23 protein-coding genes are annotated in these 22,756 nt (G+C 69.8%); 5 read left to right on the top strand and 18 right to left on the bottom strand.

All coding sequences use genetic code 11. The annotated features are described in order from the left end of the window. Position 1: 1 nt before the first annotated feature. The 9 genes from HNR28_RS06030 to araD1 form a co-directional block, all read right to left on the bottom strand. Complete coding sequence (locus HNR28_RS06030) at positions 2-925, bottom strand: acetaldehyde dehydrogenase (acetylating) (protein WP_043684005.1); 924 nt, start codon at positions 923-925, stop codon at positions 2-4. Positions 926-1,197: 272 nt separating this feature from the next. Continuing rightward, entirely contained in the window at positions 1,198-1,971 is a 774-nt protein-coding gene (locus tag HNR28_RS06025) for an IclR family transcriptional regulator (protein WP_043684003.1), read from the bottom strand. Between the two features lie 176 nt (positions 1,972-2,147). Beyond that, positions 2,148-3,083: a dihydrodipicolinate synthase family protein gene (locus tag HNR28_RS06020; RefSeq protein WP_043684002.1), complete on the bottom strand. Its 936-nt coding sequence runs from the start codon at positions 3,081-3,083 to the stop codon at positions 2,148-2,150. Between the two features lie 47 nt (positions 3,084-3,130). Further along, positions 3,131-4,657, bottom strand: coding sequence for a UxaA family hydrolase (locus tag HNR28_RS06015; protein WP_151024917.1), 1,527 nt, complete (start codon positions 4,655-4,657; stop codon positions 3,131-3,133). 61 nt (positions 4,658-4,718) lie between these two features. After that, positions 4,719-5,519: a transporter substrate-binding domain-containing protein gene (locus HNR28_RS06010; protein WP_151024916.1), complete on the bottom strand. Its 801-nt coding sequence runs from the start codon at positions 5,517-5,519 to the stop codon at positions 4,719-4,721. Between the two features lie 37 nt (positions 5,520-5,556). Beyond that, positions 5,557-6,285, bottom strand: coding sequence for an amino acid ABC transporter ATP-binding protein (locus tag HNR28_RS06005; RefSeq protein WP_043687401.1), 729 nt, complete (start codon positions 6,283-6,285; stop codon positions 5,557-5,559). An 11-nt stretch (positions 6,286-6,296) separates the two neighbouring features. After that, complete coding sequence (locus tag HNR28_RS06000) at positions 6,297-6,950, bottom strand: amino acid ABC transporter permease (RefSeq protein ID WP_043683996.1); 654 nt, start codon at positions 6,948-6,950, stop codon at positions 6,297-6,299. Continuing rightward, a complete protein-coding gene (locus HNR28_RS05995) occupies positions 6,947-7,699 on the bottom strand; it encodes an amino acid ABC transporter permease (RefSeq protein WP_084330701.1) in 753 nt (250 codons plus the stop codon). The genes HNR28_RS06000 and HNR28_RS05995 overlap by 4 nt, the downstream gene beginning before the upstream one ends. A gap of 303 nt (positions 7,700-8,002) precedes the next feature. Continuing rightward, a complete protein-coding gene (gene araD1, locus HNR28_RS05990; protein WP_151024915.1) occupies positions 8,003-9,007 on the bottom strand; it encodes an AraD1 family protein in 1,005 nt (334 codons plus the stop codon). A 125-nt stretch (positions 9,008-9,132) separates the two neighbouring features. On the opposite strand from araD1, the gene HNR28_RS05985 reads away from it, so the two are divergent. After that, positions 9,133-10,074 carry a LysR family transcriptional regulator gene (locus HNR28_RS05985; protein WP_151024914.1) on the top strand — a complete coding sequence of 314 codons (942 nt, stop codon included), beginning with the start codon at positions 9,133-9,135 and terminating at the stop codon, positions 10,072-10,074. Positions 10,075-10,157: 83 nt separating this feature from the next. Then, positions 10,158-11,729 (top strand): aldehyde dehydrogenase (NADP(+)), encoded by a 1,572-nt coding sequence (locus tag HNR28_RS05980; RefSeq protein ID WP_151024913.1) that lies wholly within the window; start codon positions 10,158-10,160, stop codon positions 11,727-11,729. A 130-nt stretch (positions 11,730-11,859) separates the two neighbouring features. Here the strand turns inward: HNR28_RS05980 and HNR28_RS05975 are convergent, their stop codons facing one another. The 4 genes from HNR28_RS05975 to HNR28_RS05955 form a co-directional block, all read right to left on the bottom strand. Beyond that, complete coding sequence (locus HNR28_RS05975; protein WP_043683988.1) at positions 11,860-12,903, bottom strand: quinone-dependent dihydroorotate dehydrogenase; 1,044 nt, start codon at positions 12,901-12,903, stop codon at positions 11,860-11,862. 49 nt (positions 12,904-12,952) lie between these two features. After that, the gene (locus tag HNR28_RS05970) at positions 12,953-13,690 is read right to left on the bottom strand and encodes an arginyltransferase (RefSeq protein WP_043683986.1); all 738 of its coding nucleotides are present in this window, start codon (positions 13,688-13,690) and stop codon (positions 12,953-12,955) included. Positions 13,691-13,857: 167 nt separating this feature from the next. Next, positions 13,858-14,820 carry a leucyl/phenylalanyl-tRNA--protein transferase gene (locus HNR28_RS05965; protein WP_244978197.1) on the bottom strand — a complete coding sequence of 321 codons (963 nt, stop codon included), beginning with the start codon at positions 14,818-14,820 and terminating at the stop codon, positions 13,858-13,860. Between the two features lie 33 nt (positions 14,821-14,853). Beyond that, a complete protein-coding gene (locus HNR28_RS05955; RefSeq protein ID WP_043683983.1) occupies positions 14,854-15,441 on the bottom strand; it encodes an NUDIX hydrolase in 588 nt (195 codons plus the stop codon). A 187-nt stretch (positions 15,442-15,628) separates the two neighbouring features. Between HNR28_RS05955 and hpaA the strand changes: the two genes are divergently transcribed. Next, entirely contained in the window at positions 15,629-16,570 is a 942-nt protein-coding gene (gene hpaA, locus HNR28_RS05950; protein ID WP_151025628.1) for a 4-hydroxyphenylacetate catabolism regulatory protein HpaA, read from the top strand. 66 nt (positions 16,571-16,636) lie between these two features. On the opposite strand, the gene HNR28_RS18340 is transcribed toward hpaA, so the two are convergent. The 4 genes from HNR28_RS18340 to HNR28_RS05930 form a co-directional block, all read right to left on the bottom strand. Beyond that, on the bottom strand, positions 16,637-17,593 hold the full coding sequence (locus tag HNR28_RS18340; protein WP_043683982.1) for a p-hydroxyphenylacetate 3-hydroxylase reductase component: 957 nt from the start codon (positions 17,591-17,593) through the stop codon (positions 16,637-16,639). Positions 17,594-17,605: 12 nt separating this feature from the next. Beyond that, entirely contained in the window at positions 17,606-18,775 is a 1,170-nt protein-coding gene (locus tag HNR28_RS05940) for a p-hydroxyphenylacetate 3-hydroxylase oxygenase component (RefSeq protein ID WP_151025466.1), read from the bottom strand. A 263-nt stretch (positions 18,776-19,038) separates the two neighbouring features. Further along, entirely contained in the window at positions 19,039-19,656 is a 618-nt protein-coding gene (locus HNR28_RS05935; RefSeq protein ID WP_043683978.1) for a DUF2946 family protein, read from the bottom strand. Next, entirely contained in the window at positions 19,657-19,884 is a 228-nt protein-coding gene (locus HNR28_RS05930) for a hexameric tyrosine-coordinated heme protein (protein WP_043683977.1), read from the bottom strand. A gap of 134 nt (positions 19,885-20,018) precedes the next feature. Here HNR28_RS05930 and HNR28_RS05925 point away from each other — a divergent pair, with 134 nt between their 5' ends. Next, positions 20,019-21,500: a M20 family metallopeptidase gene (locus HNR28_RS05925; RefSeq protein ID WP_151025467.1), complete on the top strand. Its 1,482-nt coding sequence runs from the start codon at positions 20,019-20,021 to the stop codon at positions 21,498-21,500. Then, positions 21,493-22,422, top strand: a complete 930-nt coding sequence (locus HNR28_RS05920; protein WP_043683973.1) for a ZIP family metal transporter — start codon at positions 21,493-21,495, stop codon at positions 22,420-22,422. The genes HNR28_RS05925 and HNR28_RS05920 overlap by 8 nt, the downstream gene beginning before the upstream one ends. A gap of 124 nt (positions 22,423-22,546) precedes the next feature. Here the strand turns inward: HNR28_RS05920 and HNR28_RS05915 are convergent. Continuing rightward, positions 22,547-22,756 (bottom strand): NAD-binding protein (locus HNR28_RS05915; protein ID WP_184142586.1); only part of this gene is annotated, 210 nt, incomplete at its 5' end.

The raw sequence follows: 22,756 nt of genomic DNA, 5'->3' as shown, positions 1-22,756 counted from the left end.
CTCAGAGGGCGGTGGAGGCGGCCTGCGCGGCGCCTTGCAGCATGTGTTCGGCCATCAGCTCGGCGGTGCGCGCGGCGGCGGCCGTCATGATGTCCAGGTTGCCGGAATACTTCGGCAGGTAGTCGCCCAGGCCTTCGATCTCCAGGTAGACCGACACGCGCCGGCCGTCGAAGACCGGCCCGTTGACCAGCCGGTAGCCGGGGACGTACTTGCGCACCTGCTCCAGCATCTGCCGGATGGATTCGGTGATGGCCGCCTGGTCGGGCTCGGTCTCCGTCAGGCAGTGCACGGTGTCGCGCATGATCATCGGCGGCTCGGCCGGGTTCAGGATGATGATGGCCTTGCCTTTCTTCGCGCCGCCCACCCGTTCCACGGCGCCGGCCGTGGTGCGGGTGAATTCGTCGATGTTCTTGCGCGTGCCCGGGCCGGCGGAGCGGGACGACACGGTCGCCACGATCTCGCCGTATTCCACCGGCTGCACGCGCGAGATGGCGTACACCATGGGGATGGTGGCCTGCCCGCCGCAGGTCACCATGTTGACGTTGTTGACGCTCTGCTGGTCCTGGCCCACCAGCTCGGCCAGGTTGACCGGCGGCACGCAGTAGGGGCCGATGGCCGCCGGGGTCAGGTCGATCATGCGTACGCCCAGCGCGGTGAGCTTGTCGGAATTGGCCTTGTGCACGTAGGCGCTGGTGGCGTCGAAGGCGAAGCGGATGTCGTCCTCCAGCACGTGGGGCAGCAGGCCGTCCACGCCCTGGTCGCTGGTCTTCAGGCCCAGTTCCCGCGCCCGCTTCAGGCCGTCGGACTGCGGGTCGATGCCGACCATCCAGACCGGCTCGATCCATTCGCTGCGCATCAGCTTGGCCAGCAGGTCGGTGCCGATGTTCCCGGGGCCGATGATGGCGGCCCGTAGCTTCTTTGTCATGGCGAACTCCAATTATCCGTGTGCGAGATGAGGGTCATGGGAGGCGCGCTCACATGCCCATGACGGCGGTCCAGCCAGGCTGCGGCCGTGCGGAAATTTTAGGAGAGTCCGATGATTTTTTCAATAGATGAGATTGACTCTCACATATTGAGAACAAAGAATCCTCGTGGATAGGAATGGGACAGGAACAGGGATGGGGGTGCCTGGAGAGGAATGAATTCGGGGTTGAAACGGGAGCCGGCGCGGTTGCCGATGGGGCCGAGGCGGCCCGGCTAGTTGCCCAGTTCGGCGCTGATCTGGCGCGCGGTCGCCACCACCACCGGCACCAGCTCGCGCATGCGCTCGGGCGGCATGTAGTCGGCGGTGCTCGACACGCTGAGGGCCGCGACGATCCTGTGGCTGGCGTCCCGGATGGGCGCGGCCACGCAGCGGATCGCGGGCTCGTCCTCGCCCAGGTCGTAGGTGTAGCCGTGCCGGGCGTATTCCTGCATCATGTCCAGCCACTGGTCGCGCGGCATGGCCAGGCCCAGCCTTTGGGCATCGGCGTCGTACAGCGCGCCCCAGGAGCGCACGGAGCCGTCCAGCAGCAGGGCCTTGCCCACGCCGGTGGAGATCAGCGGCTTCATGCCGCCGATGCGGGAGCTGATTTCCACCGGGCGGCGGCTGGCGATCTTGTCCAGGTAGAACACCTTGCCCAGTTCTTCGCAGGCCAGGTGCACGGTGTCGTGGGTCTGCCGCGCCAGGCGTTCGAGAAAGGGATGCGCCACGGGGGTGAGGTCCACCTGGCTGTAGGCCTGGAAGCCCAGCGCCAGCAGCTTGCTGCCCAGGCGGTAGCCCTTGCCGGGCACGCGCTTCAGGTATTGGCGCTGGATCAGCGCCGAGACGATGCGGTGCGCCGTGCTGTAGGTCATGCCGGTGCGGGCCGCGATCGTGGTGATGTCGCTGGCGCCGTCGGCCGAGACGGCCTCGATGACGTCGAGGCCGCGCACCAGGGTCTGGCTTGCCGTCGGGCGCTCGGCTGTCGTCTTGAGCCCTGCCTTTTCCATGGGGTCCGTCCTCTGCATGGTGTCCGGAACGGCCGCGTGGGCGCCGCCCTGTCTTCCTCCTCCGCTGGAGCCAGCACATTCTACGGCATTCGCGGGGGCGCTTCGGCGGCGCTTTCGACCGGGACGGCCCAGTGGCGCAAAGGACCGGCCCGGGGGAGAGGATGCGCGGGCGCCGTTCAGGCCGCCCAGCGCAGCACCAGCGGATCGAGCCGGCGGGCGGCGTCCAGCAGGCCGGCGCGGATCGCGGGAATGGCGGTGGGGAAGGGATGGCGCGCGTGATCCGATCCGATGATGCCGCCTTCCTTCATCAGGATCTTGCTGGTCTGGATGCCGGTCTGCCGGTTCTCGTAGTTGATGAGCGGCAGCCACTGCTGGTAGAGCGCGACGGCCTGTTCGCGGTCGCCCGCGACGTGCGCGTCGAAGATCGCCTTGATGCCGTCCGGATAGCCGCCGCCCGTCATGGCGCCGGTGGCGCCCGCGTCCAGGTCGGGCAGCAGGGTGATGGATTCCTCGCCGTCCCAGGGGCCCTCGATGGCGTCGCCGCCCAGTTCGATCAGGGCGCGCAGCTTGCCGGCGACCCCGGCGCTTTCGATCTTGAAATAGCGCACGTGCTCGATCTCGCGCGCCATCCGCGCCAGCGCCGGAGCCGACAGCGGCGTGCCGCTGATGGGGGCGTCCTGGACCATGATGGGGATGCCGGCGGCGTCGGACAGGCGGCAGAAGTATTCGTGCACGCGCGCCTCGTCGCAGCGGATGGTGGCGCCGTGGTAGGGCGGCAGCACCATCACCATGGCCGCGCCGAAGGCCTCGGCGTGCCGGTTGCGCTGGATGCAGAGGTCGGTGCTGTAGTGCGAGGTGGTGACGATGACGGGGACGCGGCCGGCCACGTGCTTCAGGATGGCCTCGGTCAGGATGCGGCGCTCCTCGTCCGTCAGGGAGAACTGCTCGGAGAAGTTCGCCAGCAGGCTCAGCCCGTCGGAGCCCGCGTCGATCATGAAATCGACGCAGCGGAGCTGGCCTTCCAGGTCGAGCGATCCGTCGTCCTTGAAAATGGTCGGGACGACGGGGTAGACGCCCTTGTAGCGGGCCTTTTGGTAACGATCGGATGACATCGGGGAAATTCCAGGCGGCGGAAAAAGAGGAAAAGAGAGGGATCGGATCAGGTGATGACGCTCGGCTGCCAGGGCACGAACTCGTTCTGGCCGTAGCCGTAGAGCTCGCTCTTGGAGGGCTCGCCCGAGGCGCAGCGCAGCATCATGTCGTAGAACTCGCGGCCCAGCTGCCGGATGTCGGCGCCCTGGTCGACGACCGTGCCGCAGTTGAAGTCCATGTCGTCCTGCTGGCGGTTCCACAGGGCGGTGTTGGTCGCCAGCTTCAGCGAAGGCGCGGGGGCGCAGCCGAAGGCCGAGCCGCGGCCGGTCGTGAAGCAGATCATGTTGGCGCCGCCGGCCACCTGTCCGGTGGCGGACATCGGGTCGTAGCCGGGGGTGTTCATGAACACCAGCCCCCGGGCCTCGACCGGCTCGGCGTACTGGTAGACCTCCATCATGCCGGTGGTGCCGCCCTTGGCCACGCCGCCCAGGGATTTCTCCAGCACCGTCGTCAGCCCGCCGGCCTTGTTGCCCGCCGAGGGATTGTTGTCCAGCGAGGCGTGGTTGCGCTCGCACAGGTCCTTCCACCAGTCGATCACGTCCACCAGCTTGCGGCCGATCGCGGGGCTGGCCGCGCGGCAGGTCAGCAGGTGCTCGGCGCCGTAGATTTCCGGCGTTTCCGACAGGATCGCCGTGCCGCCGTTGCGCACCAGGATGTCCATGGCCGCGCCCAGCACCGGGTTCGCGGTGATCCCCGAATAGCTGTCCGAGCCGCCGCACTGCAGGCCGATCTTCAGGTGGCTGACGGGGACGGGAGTGCGCTCGACGCGGTTGGCTTGCGCGAGCATGCCCTGGATGATCTCCACGCCCTTGGCGATGCTTTTGGGCGTGCCGCCCGCGTCCTGGATGTTGAAGGTCTGGAGGTTGTGGCCTTCTTCCAGCGCCTGGGCCTTCATCATGGCCGAGATCTGGTTGGTCTCGCAGCCCAGGCCGATGACCAGGAGGCCGGCGAAGTTCGGGTGCCGCACGTAGCCGGCGATCGTGCGCTGCATGATTTTCAGGCCTTCGCCCGCGGCATCGATGGCGCAGCCGAAGCCGTGCGTCAGGGCGACCACGCCGTCCACGTTGGGGTAGGGCTCCAGCGCCTCGGGGCGGATCTCCCGGCGGAACCGGTCGGCGATGGCGCGCGCCACGGTGGCCGAACAGTTCACCGAGGTCAGGATGCCGATGTAGTTGCGCGTGGCGACGCGCCCGTCGGGCCGCACGATGCCCATGAAGGTGTCCGGCGTCTCGACGAAGCGCGTCGGCGCGTAGTCTTCCGAATAGCGGTAGTCCTTCTCGAATTCCCCGATCGCCAGGTTGTGCACGTGCACGTGCTGGCCGGCGGCGATGTCGCGCGTGGCGAAGCCGATCACCTGACCGTAGCGCCGCACGGGCGCGCCCTGGCGCACCGGCCTGAGGGCGGCCTTGTGGCCGGAGGGGATGGCGTCGAGCAGCCGGATGCTGTTGACGAGCGCGTCCTTGGGCAGTTCCCGCAGCGCGATCATGACGTCGTCGGCGGGGTTGAGGATCAGAAACTGGGGGCTGTTCGGCATGGTCTGGATCTCGTGAAGGGCCGCGGGCCCGGTCGTCCCGGGGCCGCGGCCGGGGTGGCGCTTACTTCAGCATTTCCTCGGGCAGGGACTGGCCGAAGAAGTACTTCTGGTAGATGCCGTTCAACTTGCCGTTCTTCAGGTTGGCCGCGACCCATTCGTTGACGCGGGCCTTGAACTCGGGCTCGTTCTGGCGGATGCCGACGCCCATCGGGAAGCTGACGGCGGTGTACTTGAAGGCGATGTCGGTGTTCGGGCTGGTCTTCTTGATTTCCGGCAGCACGCTGCTGGCCGCCACGATGTACTTCTGCTGGCCGGTCATCACGGCCGTGTTGGTCGTGGCGTCGTCCTGGTAGCGCACGATCGTCACGTCGGGCACGTCCTTGGTGCTGTCGGTGATGATCTTGTCGCTGGTCGTGCCGCGCGTCACGGCGATGGCCTTGCCGGACAGATCCCGCGGGCCCTCGATCTTCTCGCTCGCGGGGCCGCCGACGACGACGGGGACCACGCCGTAGGGGTCGGAGAAGTCGATCACTTTCTTGCGCTCCTCGGTGATCGAGAACGAGGCCATGATCGCATCGACCTTCTTGGTGCGCAGGAACTGCACCCGGGTCGGCCCCGTGACGGGCACCACGACGAGCTTCACGCCCAGGGACTCGGCCAGCAGGCGGGCCGCGTCGATGTCGAAGCCGGTCTGCTTGGCGTTCTCGTCCACCATGCCGTAGGGCGGCGCGCTGATGTCCACGCCGATGGTGATCTCGCCCTTTTTCTGGATGTCCTCCAGCTGGTTGGCCTGGGCGCCGGCCGCGCAGGCCAGGGCCAGGACGCAGAGGGCGGCTTGGGAAAAGTGCTTGAGGGTTTGCATAGGTCTCTCCGGTCGTTGTGGTGGTGCTGCGGTCGGCTCACAGGCCGTTGCTGATGAATTGCTGCAATTCGGGGGTCCTGGGGTTCTTGAGCAGCCCGCCGTCGCCGGCCTCCCAGACGATGCCGTCGCGCATGTAGATGATCTGGTCGGCCACGGCCGTGGCGAAGCCCATCTCGTGGGTCACCAGCACCATGGTCATGCCGTCGCGGGCCAGGCCCTCGATCACCTTCAGGACCTCGCCGGTGATCTGCGGGTCCAGGGCCGAGGTCACCTCGTCGAACAGCATCAGCTCCGGCTGCATGGCGAGCGACCGGGCAATGGCCACGCGCTGCTGCTGGCCGCCCGAGAGCTGCTCGGGGTAGGCGTTGGCCTTGTCGGCCAGGCCGACCTGGCCGAGCACGTGCAGGGCGAGCTCGTGGGCTTCCTTGTGGCCCATGCGGCGGACCTTGCGCGGCGCCAGGGTGATGTTCTTCTCCACCGTCAGGTGGGGAAAGAGGTTGTAGCTCTGGAACACGATGCCGACCTGCAGCCGCAGCGCGGCGATGTCGCAGTCCTTCTCGTGCAGCGCGCGGTCGCAGACGTACAGCTCGCCGCCGTTGATCTCTTCCAGGCCGTTGATGCACCGCAGGGCCGTGCTCTTGCCCGAGCCGCTCTGGCCGATGAGCGCGACGACGTTGCCCTTGAAGACGTCGAAGGAAATGCCCTTCAGGACTTCGGTGTCGCCATAGGATTTCCGGACGTTCTGGAACCGGACGCGTGGATTCATGGTGTTCCCCATTATCTGGAATGCCGCTTGAGCTTGCGTTCCAGTCGGTACGACAGGATGGAAAGCGGGTAGCACAGCGCGAAGTAGATCAGCGCGGCGACGGTGAAGACGACGAACGGCTTGAAGGTCGAGTTGTTGATGACGCGCGCCGAATAGGTGAGATCGAAGAACCCGATCACCACCGCGTACGAGGTGTTCTTCACGATCTGGACCAGGAACCCCACCGTGGGCGGGATGGCGATGCGGAAGGCCTGGGGCAGGATCACGTGGGCCAGCGTCTGCGCCTTGTTCAGGCCGAGGCAGTCGGACGCCTCCCACTGGGTGTGGGGGATGGCCTCGATGCAGCCGCGCCAGATCTCGCCCAGGAAGGCGCTGGAATACAGCGTCATGGCGATGCCGGCCGCCACCAGCGCGGGCAGGTCGTAGCCGGCGATGCTGATGCCGAAGTAGACGATGAACATGATCACGGGCAGCGGAATGCCCTGGATCAGCTTGACGTAGGCGGCCGTCGGCAGCCTGAAGAGGCGGTTCTTCGAGGCGCGGCCGATGGCCACGGGCAGGCCGACCACGGTGCCGCCGAGAAAGCCCAGGACCGAGAGGACCAGGGTCCAGCCCGCGCCCGTCAGGATGAACAGCCACTGGCTGTAGGTGACGCCCAGGATCATGGCTTCGCTCCGTTCATGGCGGTGCCGCCCGGCTTGCCGCGGCCCGGCTGCCGGCGCGCGGCGGCGCGGGACTGCGCGCTCATGTGGCGCTGCTTCGGGAAGGCGACGTTGTAGCAGAAGGTCATGACCACCCGCAGCAGCCAGGACATGATCAGGTAGATGGCGGCGATCACCAGGTAGGCCTCGAAGCCGCGGAAGGTCTGGCTCTGGATCTGGTAGCCGATGGCCGTGAGCTCCTCGACGGAGATTTCCGACATGATCGAGGTGGCCAGCATCATCAGCACGAACTGGCTGATGAGCGACGGGTACATTTTCTCGATGGCCTGGGGCAGCACGACGTAGCGCAGGATCTGCGGCGGGCTCAGGCCCAGGCACGCGGCGGCTTCCTTCTGGCCGGCGTGCACCGAATCGATCCCGGCGCGCACGATCTCACAGGTGTAGCCCGAGGTGTTGATCGCCAGGGCCACGACGGCGGCGTAGAACGCCGGGACGCGGACATCGAGGGCGGAAAGGCCGAAGAACAGCCAGAAGGTCTGGACGATGAGCGGCGTGTTGCGGGTCAGGTCGACGAAGCCGCCGGCCAGGTGGCGGACCAGGCGGCTGCCGTGGCCCCGGGCGACCGCCAGCAGCACTCCCAGGACGAAGCCGCCGCACAGCGAGACGGCCGCCATCCTGATCGAGACCCACAGGCCGTCGAGCAGGCTGGGCCAGAACTCGTCCAGAAAACTGAAATCGAAACCGTAGTCCATATTGAATGTCTCTGGTGATGGGTGCTTGTCTGCCTCACGGGAAGCCAGTGTCCATGAGACCCGTTTTCCCTGTCTATTGAATAATTGTGGTCGGCTGAACGCTTTTTGGAATGGTGGCGTCCGGCGGCCGGAAATACGCGGGATTCGATGCAGGGCCCCCGCGTCCGCCCTAGGGTAAACCATGATCGCGGGGCGGGTCCGGGACGGCGGAATTTCAACGCCGCCCTCCCGTTCCGGCCCGCTTTGACTCGTTTGGCCCGTTCCGGCTTGCTCCGGCGGCGGCGCGCCGCCCGGGCGGGTGGTTCAGAGCGGGACGGTGTTCCCCGGCATATAGGGCGCGGCCGGTTCCTGGCGGGTCGGATTGCGCAGCGGCGCGCCGAATTCGGGCGCGTGGATTTCAAATTCGTCGCCCGGCCGGGTCTGGATGCCGTCGGCGAACGACAGGGTCGCGGTGCCGAAGAAATGCACGTGCACGCTGCCGGGGCGCAGGAACTGTATGTATTTGAAATGATGGTATTCAAGATTTTCTAGGGTGTGGCTCATGTTGCCTTCCCCCGAATGGAACGGTTTTTCCCACAGGATTTTGCCGTCGCGCCGGATCCGGCTGGTGCCGCGAATATCCCGCGGCATTTCGCCGACGCGCAATTCCGGTCCGAAGGAGCAGAATCTCAGTTTGGAATGCGCCAGGTAGAGATAATTCCTGCGCTCCATGACGTGATCCGAGAATTCGTTGCCCAGGGCGAAGCCCAGCCGATAGGGCAGGCCGTCGTCGCCGATGACGTACAGGCCGGCGATTTCCGGTTCCTCGCCGGCGTCTTCGGCGAAATCGGGGTAGGGTATGGGGTGGCCGGGCGGCACCACGATGCCGCCGTCGCCCTTGTAGAACCATTCGGGCTGGGTGCCCGGCGTGCCCCGCCGCGGCTGGCCGCCTTCCAGGCCCCAGCGGAACATGCGCATCGAATCGGTCATGGTTTCCACGGCGGACTGGTCGGTGTGCATCTTGTCGCGCGTGGCGGCGCTGCCCAGGTGGGTCAGGCCCGTGCCGGTCACCAGGCAGTGCGCCGGGTCCTCGTGGTCCAGCGGCACCAGGACGCGCAGCCCGGCGAGCAGGTCGGGGTAGGATTCGTCCGCCGGATCCCGGCCGCGCGCGGCGATTTCAGCGGCCAGCGTACGCCGGGCGCCGATGGCGGCCATGGCCAGTTCGTAGGTGGACGAGACGCCGCGGACGACGTCGATGCGCCGGCCGTCCGCGGCGGGCATGCCGACGCGGCGCCGTCCCGCCGTGTCGATGAATTGAATCAAGCGCATTTTCCTGCCTGTGGTTAAATTGCCTGGGGATTGAATTGATCGAATTGATCGAATTGCATGGCAGGATTGTAGGCATGCCCGTCATATTGCCGTAAAAGAATATTTTGCATGTGGTGATGAATATTATGAATGCTGCGGACCGCACATTGAAGATGGTGATTGGTAAACTGCGCGTAAAACAGCTGCAGCTGCTGATCGCATTGAGTGAATATAAATCCCTGCACAAGGCGGCGAGCGTCATGTTTCTGACGCAGTCGGCCGCCAGCAAGGCCCTGCAGGAAATCGAAGGAATGCTGGAAGCCACCCTGTTCGAGCGCACCAAGGTGGGCCTGGTGCCCAATGCCATGGGGCATTGCGCCATCCGCTATGCCAGGCTCATCACCACCGAGCTGAACAATTTCTGCCGCGAGGTGTCCGAGATCCAGTCGGGCACGGGCGGCCGGCTGGCGATCGGCACCATCATGGGCGCCATTCCGGAAATCCTGGTTTCCGCCCTGCACTGGCTGCGCACGGCCCATCCCAATCTGTCGATCGAGATCGTCGAGGGCACCAGCCGCCATCTCCTCGAATTGCTGGACGGCGGGCAGCTGGATCTGGTGATCGGCCGCTCCAGCGTGAGCCCGGAGCCGTATGAATACAATTATTTCCCGATCAGCGACGAGCCCATTTCCGTCGTGGCCGGCGGCCGCCATCCCGAGGTGTCCGGCGAAATGCCGTTTGAATTGCTGCGGGATTATCGCTGGGTGGTCTATCCGAAGAAAATGCCGCTGCGCGTGCTGCTCGAAAAGGAAATGGACCTGGCCGGCCTGCCCGCGCCCACCCACACCATCGAGACGGACTCCACCTTCGCCACCGTCGCGATCCTGCAGAAGAGCATCGACGTCGTGGCGCTGCTGCCCACCGACGTGGCGCGCATGTTCGCGCGGGTGGAGATGATCCGGATCCTGCCCGTGACGCTGAAGATCCCCGCCAATACCTTCGGCATCGTGACCCGCAAGGGGGGCATGCCCACGGCCGTGGCGGAACTGTTCATCCGGGCGATGCGCGAGCGGCCGCTGGCGCATTAGGAATGTCCGGCCTCATTTTTCCCCAGCCTCGTTTTTTGACGAGCCCGAGTTTGACGAACCCAAGGAATTCCAAGGAATTGCAGATGCAGATCACCGGCACCATGCTGATAGGCCATGACGACGTCGCGGGGACGGAGCCCGCTTTCCGGGCGGTGGATCCGGCCACGGGCGGAACGCTCGAACCCGCCTACGGGGGCGGCGGCCAGGCTCACGTCGATGCGGCCGCGCGCCTGGCCCATGACGCCTTCGCCAGCTACCGGGCCGAGGCCCCGGCGCGCCGGGCGGCCTTCCTGCGCGAGATCGGCGCGCGCATCATGGGGCTGGGCGATGCCCTGATCGAGCGGGCCATGCGGGAAACCGGCCTGCCGCGCGCCCGCCTGGAGGGCGAGCGCGGCCGCACCGTCAGGCAGCTGGAACTGTTCGCCGAGGTGGTCGAGGCGGGCGACTGGCATGGCGTGCGCATCGACCACGCGCAGCCCGGGCGCACGCCCCTGCCGCGCGCCGACATCCGCATGCGCCATGTGCCGGTGGGGCCGGTGGCCGTCTTCGGCGCCAGCAACTTCCCCCTGGCCTTTTCCGTGGCGGGCGGGGATACGGCCTCGGCGCTCGCCGCCGGCGCGCCGGTGGTGGTGAAGGGGCATCCCGCCCATCCGGGCACTTCCGAACTGGTGGGGCGCGCCATCCGGGCGGCCGTGCAGGCGCAGGGCCTGCACGAGGGCGTGTTTTCGCTGCTGTTCGGCGCCGATCACGGCATCGGCCTGGCGCTGGCGAGCCATCCGCGGATCAAGGCGGTCGGCTTCACCGGCTCGCGCTCGGGCGGCCTCGCCCTGATGCGGGCCGCCGCCGCGCGGCCGGAGCCGATTCCGGTCTACGCCGAGATGAGCAGCATCAATCCCGTCTATCTGCTGCCCGGCGCCCTGAAGGCCCGCGCCCGGGCGGTGGCCGAAGGCTTCGCCGCCTCGCTGCTGGGCAGCGCCGGGCAGCTGTGCACCTGCCCCGGGCTGCTGGTCGGCCTGGACGGCCCCGACCTGGACGCGTTCATCGACGCGGCCGCCGGGCGCATCCGCGAAGGCGCGCCCGGCACCATGCTGACCCCGTCCATCCACCGGGCCTATACCGAAGGGGTGCAGCGCCTGTCGGAGCGGCCGGGGGTGGCGGTGCGGGCGCGCGGTCCGGCGCCGCAGGCGCCCAACCAGTGCCGGGCCGCCCTGCTGGAGGCCCGCGCCCGCGCGTTCATCGACGATCCCGAGGGCCTGGGCCAGGAAGTCTTCGGCTCGTGCGCGCTGATCCTGCGCTGCGCCGACGAGGCGGAAATGCTGCGGGTCGCCCGGTCCGTCGAAGGCCAGCTGACGGCGACGCTGCACCTGGAGCCCGGCCCCGACGACGCCCTGGTCCGCGCCCTGATGCCGGTCCTGGAACTGAGCGCCGGCCGGATCCTGGCCAACGGCTTTCCGACGGGCGTCGAGGTCTGTCACGCCATGGTGCATGGCGGGCCGTTCCCGGCCACCTCCGATCCGCGCGGCACCTCGGTGGGGACGGCGGCCATCCTGCGTTTCCTGCGGCCGGTGGCCTACCAGGACATCCCCGACGCCTTCCTGCCCGAACCGCTGCAGGCGGCGAATCCGTGGGGCGTGCCCCGCGCGGAGCGCCGCTGACCGCGCGCCGGGGCGCCGGCCTCGCCGCCGGCTCCATCGCCCGCCCCATGGAAGGCCCCCTCATCGGCCCCCTCATCGGCTCCGTCGCCGGCGCCGCCAGCGGCGGCTGGACAGGGCGGGGCCGCGGCCCTCAGGCGGCTTCCAGCGCCCGCACGCATTCGGCGACCAGCGCCGGCCCCCGGTAGATCAGCCCGGTGTAGAGCTGCACCGCGTCGGCCCCGGCCTGGACCTTTTCCACCGCCTGGCGGCCGGATTCGATGCCGCCCACGCCGATGATCGCGGTTTCCCGGCCCAGGCGCTCGCGCAGGCGGCGGATCACGGCGAGCGACAGGGCGTGCACCGGCGGGCCGGACAGGCCGCCGGCCTCGTCCTCGTGGGGCAGGCCGCGCACGGCCTCGCGCGCGAGGGTGGTATTGGTGGCGATGATGCCGTCGATGCCGTGGCGCGGGACCAGTTCGGCGACGGCGTCGATTTCCTCGGCCGCCAGGTCGGGCGCGATCTTGACCACCAGCGGCGTGCGACGGCCGTGGCGGTCGGCCAGGGCCTCGCGGCGTTCCCGCAGGGCGCCCAGCAGCGCGTCGAGCGCGTCGTGGCTCTGCAGGCTGCGCAGGTTGCGCGTGTTGGGCGAGGAGATGTTGACCGTGACGTAGTCCGCGTGGGGGTACACGCCGTCCAGGCACAGCAGGTAGTCGTCCACGGCGCGCTCGATCGGCGTGTCGGCGTTCTTGCCGATGTTCAGACCCAGGATGCCGCCGTGCCGGCGCCACTGGCTGCGCTGGACGTTGGCGACGAAGGTGTCCAGGCCGTCGTTGTTGAAGCCCATGCGGTTGATCAGGCAGCGCGCCCGCGGCAGGCGGAACATGCGCGGCTTCGGATTGCCGGGCTGGGCGCGCGGCGTGACGGTGCCGACCTCGATGAAGCCGAAGCCCAGGGCGGCCAGGCCGTCGATGCAGGCGCCGTTCTTGTCCAGGCCCGCCGCCAGGCCGACGGGATTGCGCAGCGGCAGGCCCATGACGGTGCGCGGCAGGACCGGCTGGCGCGCGGCCAGCAGCCGCGTGAGGGCGCAGCCCTGGCTGCGCTGCAGCGCGCGCAGCGTGCATTCGTGGGCCTGTTCGGGGTCCATGGAGAACAGGGCGGCGCGCGCCAGCGGATAGGCTTGGAACAGCAGGGACATGGGGCGAAGACGGATCGGTTGGGTGGGGACGCGGCGCGCCGGCCCGGGCTCAGTCGCCGTCCGGCGGCGGTTCGGTCCAGACGCCGCCGCGCAGGATCTGATGCGGCCTGAAGCGCGATTTGTAGGCCATTTTACGGCTTTCGCCGATCCAGTAGCCCAGGTACAGCCAGGGCAGGCCCAGGCGGGCGGCGTAGTCCAGCTGCCAGAGGATGCCGTAAGTGCCCAGGCTGGCGCGCCAGTCGGGATCGTAGAAGGTGTAGACCGCCGACAGGCCGTGGTCCACGCGGTCCATGATGGCCACCATGCGCAGCGCGCCGCCGTCGTCGCGGAATTCGGCCATTTCGGAATGGACCCGGCTGGTCAGCAGGAACTGGGTGTATTGGGCCTGGTCGTCCTGGTCCATGCCGGCGCCGGGGTGGCGCCGCTTCTGGTAGCGCAGGTACAGGTCGAAATGCCGGGCGTCCCAGTGCAGCGGCGCCAGGCGCGCCTTCAGCACGGGCTGCAGGCGGCGCCAGAGCTTGCCCTGGGTGCGGTCGCGGCGGAAGCGCCCGACGTCGATGCGGATGGGAATGCAGGCCTGGCAGAGCTCGCAGGCGGGCCGGTAGGTGAACAGGCCGCTGCGGCGGAATCCCTGCTCGATCAGCCGCGCATAGGCGGCCTCGTCCACCAGGTGGGTGGGGGCGGCCACCTCCGAGCGCGCCATGCGCCCGGGCAGGTAGCTGCACGGATAGCTGGCCGTGGTGTAGAACTGCAGGCGGCGGAAGATGGATTCACTGGGATTGCTCATGGATCGGGCCCGGGATCCTCCGGACCGGAGGGCCCCCAGAGTGGCGACCGATTCATTGTGGCACCGGCGGCGCGCGAAGGCCAGCGCCGGGCGGCCCGCGGCGGCTTGTGGCGGCCCGCGGCGCCCCGCGGCGGCCCGCCGGCCGTGGTCGGTGCGCCGTCCGTATGTCAGCGCGCCCGCCAGCCCGCGGGCGGCGGCTCCAGGCCGCCGTCGGCCCGCAGGCGCCCGCGCTCCCAGGGCGGGGCCGGCGCGTCGCGGCCGGCCGCCAGCATCTCCAGGAACCGCGCGCGGGGCACGGGCCGCGCGCCCAGGCTGGCGAGGTGGGGCGTTTCCTGCTGGCAGTCGATCCAGGACGCGCCCCGGGCCAGCAGGTGGCGCACCAGGTAGGCCAGGGCGACCTTGCTGGCGTCGGCGGCCAGGCTGAACATGGATTCGCCGAAGAAGCACTGCCCCAGGCCCACGCCGTAGAGGCCGCCCGCCAGCCGCCCGCCGATCCAGGTTTCCACGCTGTGGGCGCGGCCCATGCGGTGCCAGGCGGTATAGACGGCCATGATGTCCGGCGTGATCCAGGTGGCGTCCCGGCCCTGCGCCGCGCCGGGTTCGGCCCAGTCCCGGCCGGCGCGGGCGGCGCCCAGGCCGATGCGCGGGGCGCCGCGCCGCGCGCAGCGGGCGATCACCTCGGGAAAGGCCAGGTTCAGGGTGACGCACAGGGCGGGCGGGGCGTCGGTGCGCGGCGGGCGGTCGGCGGACTCAGAGGCGGATCCGGTGGCGGACTCAGAGGCGGATCCGGTGGCGGACTCAGAGGCGGATCCGGTGGCGGACTCAGAGGCGGATCCGGTGGCGGGTTCGGGGACGGGCTCACCGCCGGCGGCCCGGTCGAACTGCCGGACGCGCTTGGCCAGCGAGCGGCTGACGCGGAAATCCTCGCAGCGCAGCACCATGCGCGGGTCCGGGCTCCACCACAGCACCGGTTCGCCGGGGCCGTACCAGGGAAACAGGCCCTTGCGGTAGGCTTCGGCCAGCCGGGCGGGCGAGAGGTCCAGCCCCGCCGCCGCCAGGCCGCTGGCGGGCACCGGCGCGCGGGCCGGGTCGGGCAGGGGATCGCGGTCTTCGACCCAGGCGAGCGTCATGGCGGCTGCGCGGTTGCCGTTCCGTGCGGCCGTTCAGTCCGGGAACCGCAGGTCGATGGCGTAGTGGTGGGTGGGGAACGTGCCCAGGGCGCGGTCCCGCAGGTAGTGCTCCAGCGTCGTGCTGACGGTGCGGAAGGCCAGCTCGCGCCAGGGGATCTCGTCCAGGCCGAAGAAGGCGGCCTCCAGGGTTTCCGGTCCCGGCGCCAGATGCGGCCCCAGGACGTCGGCCAGGTAGTACAGGTGGACCTGGTTGACCGAGGGCACGTCGATCACCGTGAGCAGGGAGCGGATGCGGATGCGCGCGCCGGATTCCTCCTGGTTCTCGCGCTCGGCGCCCTGCTCGGTGGTCTCGCCCAGTTCCATGAAGCCGGCCGGCAGCGTCCATTTGCCGTGGCGCGGCTCGATGGCGCGGCGGCACAGCAGCACCCGGTCGTCCAGGATCGGCACCACGCCGACCACGTTGCGCGGGTTCTGGTAGTGGACCGCGCCGCAGTGGGTGCACAGGTCGCGGATGCGGTTGTCGTCCGGCGGGATTTCCCGGCTGAGCGCATGGCCGCACTGCGAGCAGAACTGCTGGGAGCGGGGGGCGGGGTGGTAGAAGGCGGGATCGGACGAAGTCATGCGGCGATTTTAGCCTGCGACCGCCTCCGTGGGTGCCCGGTCGATGCCCGGCGGGAATGCCCGGGCGGGATGTCCCGGCGGGATGTCCGGGTGCATGCCGGACGGGAACGTCCGGCAGGGATGCCCGGCGGGACCCCCCCGGCATCCGGCGTAGAATGGGCGCCTGGACAACTCCCCCGGAAACGGTATGTCGCGGCAGGACATTCCCAATCTCGATCTGAGCCACATCGCGGGCCCGGATCACGCGGATGCCGACCTGCACTACGAAGCGCTCGGCACCCTGGCCAGCCAGCTGGGGCGCAGCATGGCGATGCATCGGCACGACCAGTTCTTCCAGGTCCACTACGTCCTGGAGGGCATGGTGCGCGTGCAGCTGGAGGACGGCCTCTACCGCCTGCGCGGGCCGATGGTGTTCCTCACGCCGCCGGCGTTCCTGCATGCGTTCGTGACCGACGACGACGCCGACGGCCACGTCCTCACCGTCAGGCCGCAGTCGCTCTGGCCGATGCCGCACGACGACACGGTCTGGCCCGCGAGCGGCGCCCAGATCGCGCCCGTCTGCCTGTCGATCGGCGCGCTGGAAGGCGAACACGCCGACGAGGCGCGCCGCATGGACCAGCTGTTCGACCTGCTGCGCCGGGAGCACGCCGGGCGGCGGCCGGGCCGGGACCAGAGCCTGCTGCTGCTGGCGCGCCTGATCTTCATCAGCCTGCTGCGCCTGTCCTCCCAGGCCCTGGGCTCGCCCCCGCCGTGCCGCGAGGAACTGCAGCTCTTCCAGCAGTTCAGCGCGCTGATGGAAGCCCGCTTCCGCGAGCACTGGACGCTGTCCCGCTACGCGGCCGAGCTGGGCATCGGCGAGCAGCGGCTCAACGAGGTGTGCCGCCGCATGACCGGCAAGCCGCCCAAGCGGCTGATCAACGACCGCCTGATGCAGGAAGCGCGCCGCCTGCTGCTCTATTCCGGCCAGGCCGTCAGCCAGGTGGGCTATGCGCTGGGGTTCGACGATCCGGCCTATTTCGGCCGCTTCTTCCTGCGGCAGGCCGACGAATCGCCCGGCAGCTACCGGGCGCGCATGGCCGGCGCGCCCGGACGCCGGGCCGCGGGCCCGGGCCCGGCGGACGCCGGCTGAGCCGGGCCCGGGGACTTCCCGGGCACCCCGGCGCTCCCGGGCGCCGGCCGGGGTTTCGGCCCGCGCTCAGGCCGCCGCGGCGATGATGCCGCGGAGCACCAGCTTGAAGTTCTCCACCTGCGCGCGGTCGAAGCGGGCGAAGACCTGTTCCTCGTGGCTGCGCGCCAGCGCCCAGATGCCGCGGACCTGCGTGGCGCCGGCCGCCGTTAGCGCCACGCCCTCGGGCGTGCGTTCGACCAGGCCGCGGCTGCGCAGCAGATCCAGGGTGTGCTCGACCTGGTGCTGCGGCATGTCGGCCTGGCGCGTGAGCGCGGCCATGTCCCGCGCGGGGCCGTCGTTCAGGATCATCAGCAGGCGCGCCTCGCCGGGCCGCCAGCCGGTCTGGATCTGCTTGGGCTGGTAGCTTTCCTGGTAGCTGCGCACGGCCTGGGTCATCAGGTAGTAGGGATGGTCGGCCAGCCGGGACTGCAGGCCGTCGGCCGGCTCCCCCGCGGCCGCGCCCTGCGGCGGCTGCCGGTGGGGGTGGGGCAGCACCATGGAATACGAGCCCTGGTGGTACACCAGGGGCGCCGTGCCATGGTCCTCGAAGGCCCGCACCCGGCCGATGAGGATCCAGTGGTCGCCGCCTTCGATGATTTCGACCTTCTCGCACTGGAAGTTGGCGCTGGTGCCTTCGAGCAGGATGCAGCCGCCCTCGCCCGGGCGCCAGGGGACGCCCGCGTAGCGGTCCTCGTGCGGCCGGGCGAAGCGGTTGGACAGCTCGATCTGGTCCATGGCGAGGACGTTGATGGCGAAGTGGCTGGCGCGCCGGAACACCGGCAGGCTGCCCGAGCGCTTGTCGATGCTCCAGAGGACCAGCGGCGGGTCGAGCGAGACCGAGCTGAAGCTGTTGGCGGTCACGCCGACCATGTCCTCGCCGGCGCGGGCCGTGACGATGGTGACGCCGGTGGCGAAGTTGCCCAAGGCCCTGCGCAGGATGCGGGGGTCGAATGCCGCGGGTTCGGCGGGGTGCGGGGCGTCCATGGGCGGTCCTCCTCAGATCATCGTGGGGTCGGGCTCCAGGCCCATGAGCTGGCGTCCCAGGATCTGGGCGCACACGTCGTAGTCGGTGTAGGCGTGGGCGGCCGTCATGTGGCTGTCGCGGAACAGGCGCTGGATCTCGTTGGTCTCGAACCAGGCGGTGGCGCCGGCGGCGCTGAACAGGCGGTCGACCGACTCGACGCACATCTTGACCACGTAGGCCTGGTTGGTGCGCCAGGCGGTCAGCGTGTCGGTGGACGGATAGCGCTTGGCCTCGCCGTGCGCGCGGTGGTCTTCCCAGGTCTTTTCGAGCAGGGCGCGGGCGGCCGCCACCTGATGGGTGGACTCGGCCAGGCGCATCAGGGCCGGGGTGGCCGTGCCCACGCTGGCGCCCGTATAGGCGCGCACGCGGTTGCGGGTCTTTTCCTTGAAGGCTTCGAGCATGCGCTCGGCGATCCCCAGGCTGATGGCCGAGAAACCGCTGGCGAAATAGGGGCGGTACGGCGTGTAGTAGATCTTGCTGTCGGGGTACAGGCCGAAGCCGGCGGACCGGCCTTCCATCATGTCCTTGGCGGCCTGGATGCGGTGCTCGGGCACGAAGACCTTGTCCAGCACCAGCGTCTTGGAGCCGCTGCCGCGCATGCCGACGGCGTACCAGTCGTCGCGGATGGTGTAGTCCTTGCGCGGCACCACGGCGAAGCAGTAGGTCTTCTCGCCGGCCGGATTCATGCGGTTGAAGCCGACGATGGCCCATTCGGCGTGGTCGCAGCCGCTGCTCCAGCCCATCTCGCCGCTGAACAGCACGCCGCCCTCGACCTCCTCCGTGCGCCCGAAGGGGGCGATGCTGCTGCTGGCGGTGGCATCGGGATTCTCGGCCCAGAGCTCGTCCTGGAGCTGCTTGGAGAACATGGCGAGCTGGTGGCTGTGCGTGCACAGCAGGCTGAAGGCCCAGGTCGCGCCGGCGTCGGCGCCCGCCAGGGCCACGACGCACTGGCCGAAGTCGGGCAGCGACATTTCCAGCCCGCCGTAGGCCTTGGGCTGGAAGGCGCGGTGCAGGCCGGTGCCCTTGAGCAGGGCGATGCTCTCGGCGGGCACCTGGCGCTCCTGCTCGGACTGGGCGGCGCGGGAGGCGAGTTCGGGGAGGATGGACTGGATGCGTTCCAGCATGGGGTTCGTGCTTGTCATGGCTGTTGTCTCCTGGGTCGGAAGAATCGGATGGCGGATGAACGACTCACGAAAATTGTAAATATGTTAGTGAATTTTCCTGATGTACATTTCCACCCGAACATGGCACTTTTCTCGGATTTCGGGAAAACCCTGATCATGGGTCCGGACACGGTGCGGTGCTTGGGGGCCGCGCTGGCCTGACACATCGAATCTGGGCCGGGCGGCTCGATGCGTGCCGTCCGATGCGCGCCGTCCCATGCGGATGCGTGTCGCGGGCGGGGCTACGGCCGGCGCACGAAACCCAGCGTGGCTTCGAGCGCGCCGTCCGCCAGCAGGCCCAGCGGCGTCGCGGCTCCGGCGCGGTCCGTCCCGGCGTCTCCGGTCAGGCGCACGGCGATGCCGGCGGGATCGGGCCGCTCCAGCCAGTCGTCCAGCGGCCGGCCCTCGGCCGTGCGCAGGGCCTCGACCACGCGGGCCAGGTCGCGGTCGGACACCAGGCCCGCGCCCTGGGCCGACCGGGCGTACAGCCGGCCGCCGGAGTCCAGCCACCAGTGCGCGACGGGACCGTAGTCCCGGCCGGTATGGGTGCGCAGCTGCGGGCGGCCTTGCGCATCGGCGTCCATGCCGAGGATCCAGGGGGCGCCGTCCAGGCGCACGTAGACGCGCTGCGGGCCGTTCTGGAAGAACCAGCGCCCGGCGTCGTCCGACAGGTAGTTGCGGCCGATGAAAGCGAGGATCTGCGGGCTGGTGATGGCTTCGCCGGGTTCCTCGTCCGGCACGCCCCAGCCGCGCCCGCGCGGATGCAGGCGCCACTGGCCGCGTGCCGACAGCGACAGCCAGCCGCGCACCGCCGGCACGTCCGGCCAGCGGGCCATGGCGGCCAGGACCTGCTCGTCCATCTATTTCCAGTAGCCGTTGGCGGCCGCGATGGTCTGGAAGTTGATGGCGACCACCTGCGACGAGGCGATCAGGGCGTTGGCGTCCTCGCCGTAGACGGGGCGGAGCTTGTCGCGGACTTCGGCCGAGGGCTGGGTGTATTTGACGCCCATGCGCGCCAGCTTGATGGCCAGTTCAAAGCCTTCCTGGGGGGTGGCGGTGATGAGAGAGGTGAGCCAGGTATCTGCCATGGTGATGTCTCCTGTGGATGGGTTTGCCGCCCAAGGATGACATGAAAACGGCCGGCCCGCATCATCCCCCACGTCATCCGGGGGCTTGGAGCCGGGCGTAAAATGGTCCTTTGGACGCATTCCCAGGAAACATCATGGACACGCCGCTGGCCGCCATCCCCGCCGGACCGGATCCCGCCGCCCTCCGGTCCTTCGTCGACACGCAATGGGACCGTGAAATCCTCCCGGCGCTGAGCGATTACATCGCCGTTCCGGCCAAGAGCCCCGCCTTCGACGCCGACTGGGCCGCCCACGGCTACATCGACCGCGTGGTGGAAGACGCCGCCCGCTGGGCGCGGACGCGGCCCATCCAGGGCCTGACGGTCGAGGTCGTCCGCCTGCCGGGCCGCACGCCGGTGCTATGGTTCGAGGCCCCCGCGACGCGCCGGGACGATGGCGGCGCGGTGCTGATGTACGGCCACCTGGACAAGCAGCCGGAATTCTCCGGCTGGCGCGCCGGCCTGGGGCCGTGGACCCCGGTGCTGCGCGACGGCAGGCTCTACGGCCGCGGCGGCGCCGACGACGGCTACGCCGTCTACGCCTCCCTCACCGCCATCGAGGCGCTGGACCGCCAGGGCGTGCCGCGTCCGCGCTGCGTCGGCCTGATCGAGACCTGCGAGGAATCCGGCAGCTACGACCTGCTGCCCTACATCGACGCCCTGCGCCCCCGCCTGGGCCGCGTCGCCCTGGTGGTCTGCCTGGATTCGGGCGCGGGCAACTACGATCAGCTCTGGATGACGACCTCGCTGCGCGGCCTCGTCACCGGCACGCTCGAAGTCCAGGTGCTGGACGAAGGCGTGCATTCGGGCGACTCCAGCGGCGTGGTGCCCTCCAGCTTCCGCATCCTGCGCCACCTGCTGGACCGGCTGGAGGACAGCGGCACCGGCCGCGTGCTGCCGGCGAGCTTCCATTGCGAGATCCCGGCCGAGCGCGCCGAGCAGGCCCGCGCGGCCGCCCGCATCCTGGGCGACGAGGTCTGGAAGCGCTTCCCCTGGAGCTGCGGCGCCGAGGGCGGCGTCGTCCTGCCGATGGCGACCGACCCGCAGCAGGCCCTGCTGAACCGCACCTGGCGGCCGGCCCTGTCCGTCACCGGCGCCGAAGGCCTGCCGCCCCTGGCCAGCGCCGGCAACGTGCTGCGGCCGCGCACCGCCTTCAAGCTGTCCCTGCGCCTGCCGCCGCTGGTGGATGCCGGCGCGGCCGCGGACGAACTGAAGCGCCTGCTGGAGCAGGACGCCCCCTACCGGGCGCGCGTCCTGTTCCAGCCCGATCCGGGCGTGGCCAGCGGCTGGAACGCGCCTGAGTCCGCGCCCTGGCTGCGCGATGCGCTGGCCGCCGCGTCGCGGCGGCATTTCGACGCGCCCTGCGGCTACATCGGCCAGGGCGGCACGATTCCGCTGATGAACCTGCTGCGTCAGGGCTTCCCGGCCGCGCAGTTCATGGTGTGCGGCGTCCTGGGGCCGCAGTCCAACGCCCACGGCCCCAACGAATTCCTGCACGTGCCGTACGCCCGGCGGCTGACGGCGGCGGTGGCCCAGGCCATGGCGGCCCTGCCGGCGGGGGTGCAGGCCGATGAGTGACGCGCGGGCGGCCCCGGCGCCTTTCGCCCAGGCCTGGCGCCGGCAGCTGCGCGAGCACCGGGCGGCGGCCTTCGGCCTGGGCGTGGCCCTGCTGGCCGTGCTCTGGCTGCTGCTCAGCGGCGGCGCGGAATCGTTCGCGGAGGGCAACCGCGAGTTCCTCGGGTACGCGGTGCTGGGCGGGGCGGCCGGCTTCGGCGCCACGGCGCTGGGCGCGCTGCTGGCCCTGGGCCTGCGCGCCGTCGAGACCCGCGCCCAGGACTGCATGCTGGGCTTCGCCGCCGGCATGATGCTGGCCGCCAGCTCGTTTTCGCTCATCCTGCCCGGCCTGGACGCGGCCCGCGAACTGCTGGACAGCGGCGCGGGCGCGGCCCTGACGGTCACGATCGGCCTGGGCCTGGGCGTGCTGCTGATGCTGGGACTGGACTATTTCACGCCCCATCGGCATGAAAGCTCGGGCGCCCATGGCCCGGCCGCCGCGCGCATCGGCGGCGTCTGGCTGTTCGTGCTGGCCATCGTGCTGCACAACCTGCCCGAAGGCATGGCGATCGGGGTGGGCTTCGCCCACGGCGACCTGGCGGTCGGGCTGCCCCTGACCACGGCCATCGCCATCCAGGACATCCCCGAAGGCCTGGCCGTGGCCCTGGCGCTGCGCGCCATCGGCCTGCCGCTCGCGCGGGCGGTGCTCGTCGCCGTCGCCTCCGGCCTGATGGAGCCCCTGGGCGCGCTGGTGGGCGTGGGCATCGCCAGCGGTCTGCCCATCGCCTATCCGGTCAGCCTGGGCCTGGCCGCCGGCGCCATGATCTTCGTGGTGTCGCACGAAGTCATCCCCGAGACCCACCGCAACGGCCACCAGACGGCGGCCACCGTCGGCCTGATGGGCGGCTTCGCGGTGATGATGTTCCTGGATACGGCGCTGGGGTGAGGGGGCGGCGTGCTTCCCGGGGAGGCGGCACCGTGGGACGGGCCGGCGCTTGCAGGGCCGGCGCCGGCGGTCGGCGCCCCTGTAATCGGCGCCTTTGATCGGCGCCCGTGGCCCGCGCCTGCGGTCAGCGCCTGTAGAGCTTCAGGATGCTGGAAAAATCCAGCATGCCGTGGCCCTGGGCGCTGTGCAGCGCGTACAGGTTGCGCGCCAGTTCGCCCAGCGGCGTGGTCGCGCGCGCCTGCATGGATGCCTCGGCCGCCAGCCCCAGGTCCTTGAGCATCAGGTCCACGCCGAAGCCGCCGGCGTAGCCCTTGGAGGCCGGGGCGTTCTCCAT

Origin of the sequence: Castellaniella defragrans (assembly GCF_014203015.1) — a bacterium.
Classification (GTDB): Bacteria; Pseudomonadota; Gammaproteobacteria; order Burkholderiales; family Burkholderiaceae_B; genus Castellaniella; species Castellaniella defragrans.
Note: the sequence above shows the minus strand (reverse complement) of the source record. Positions and strands in the feature narration are given on the sequence as shown.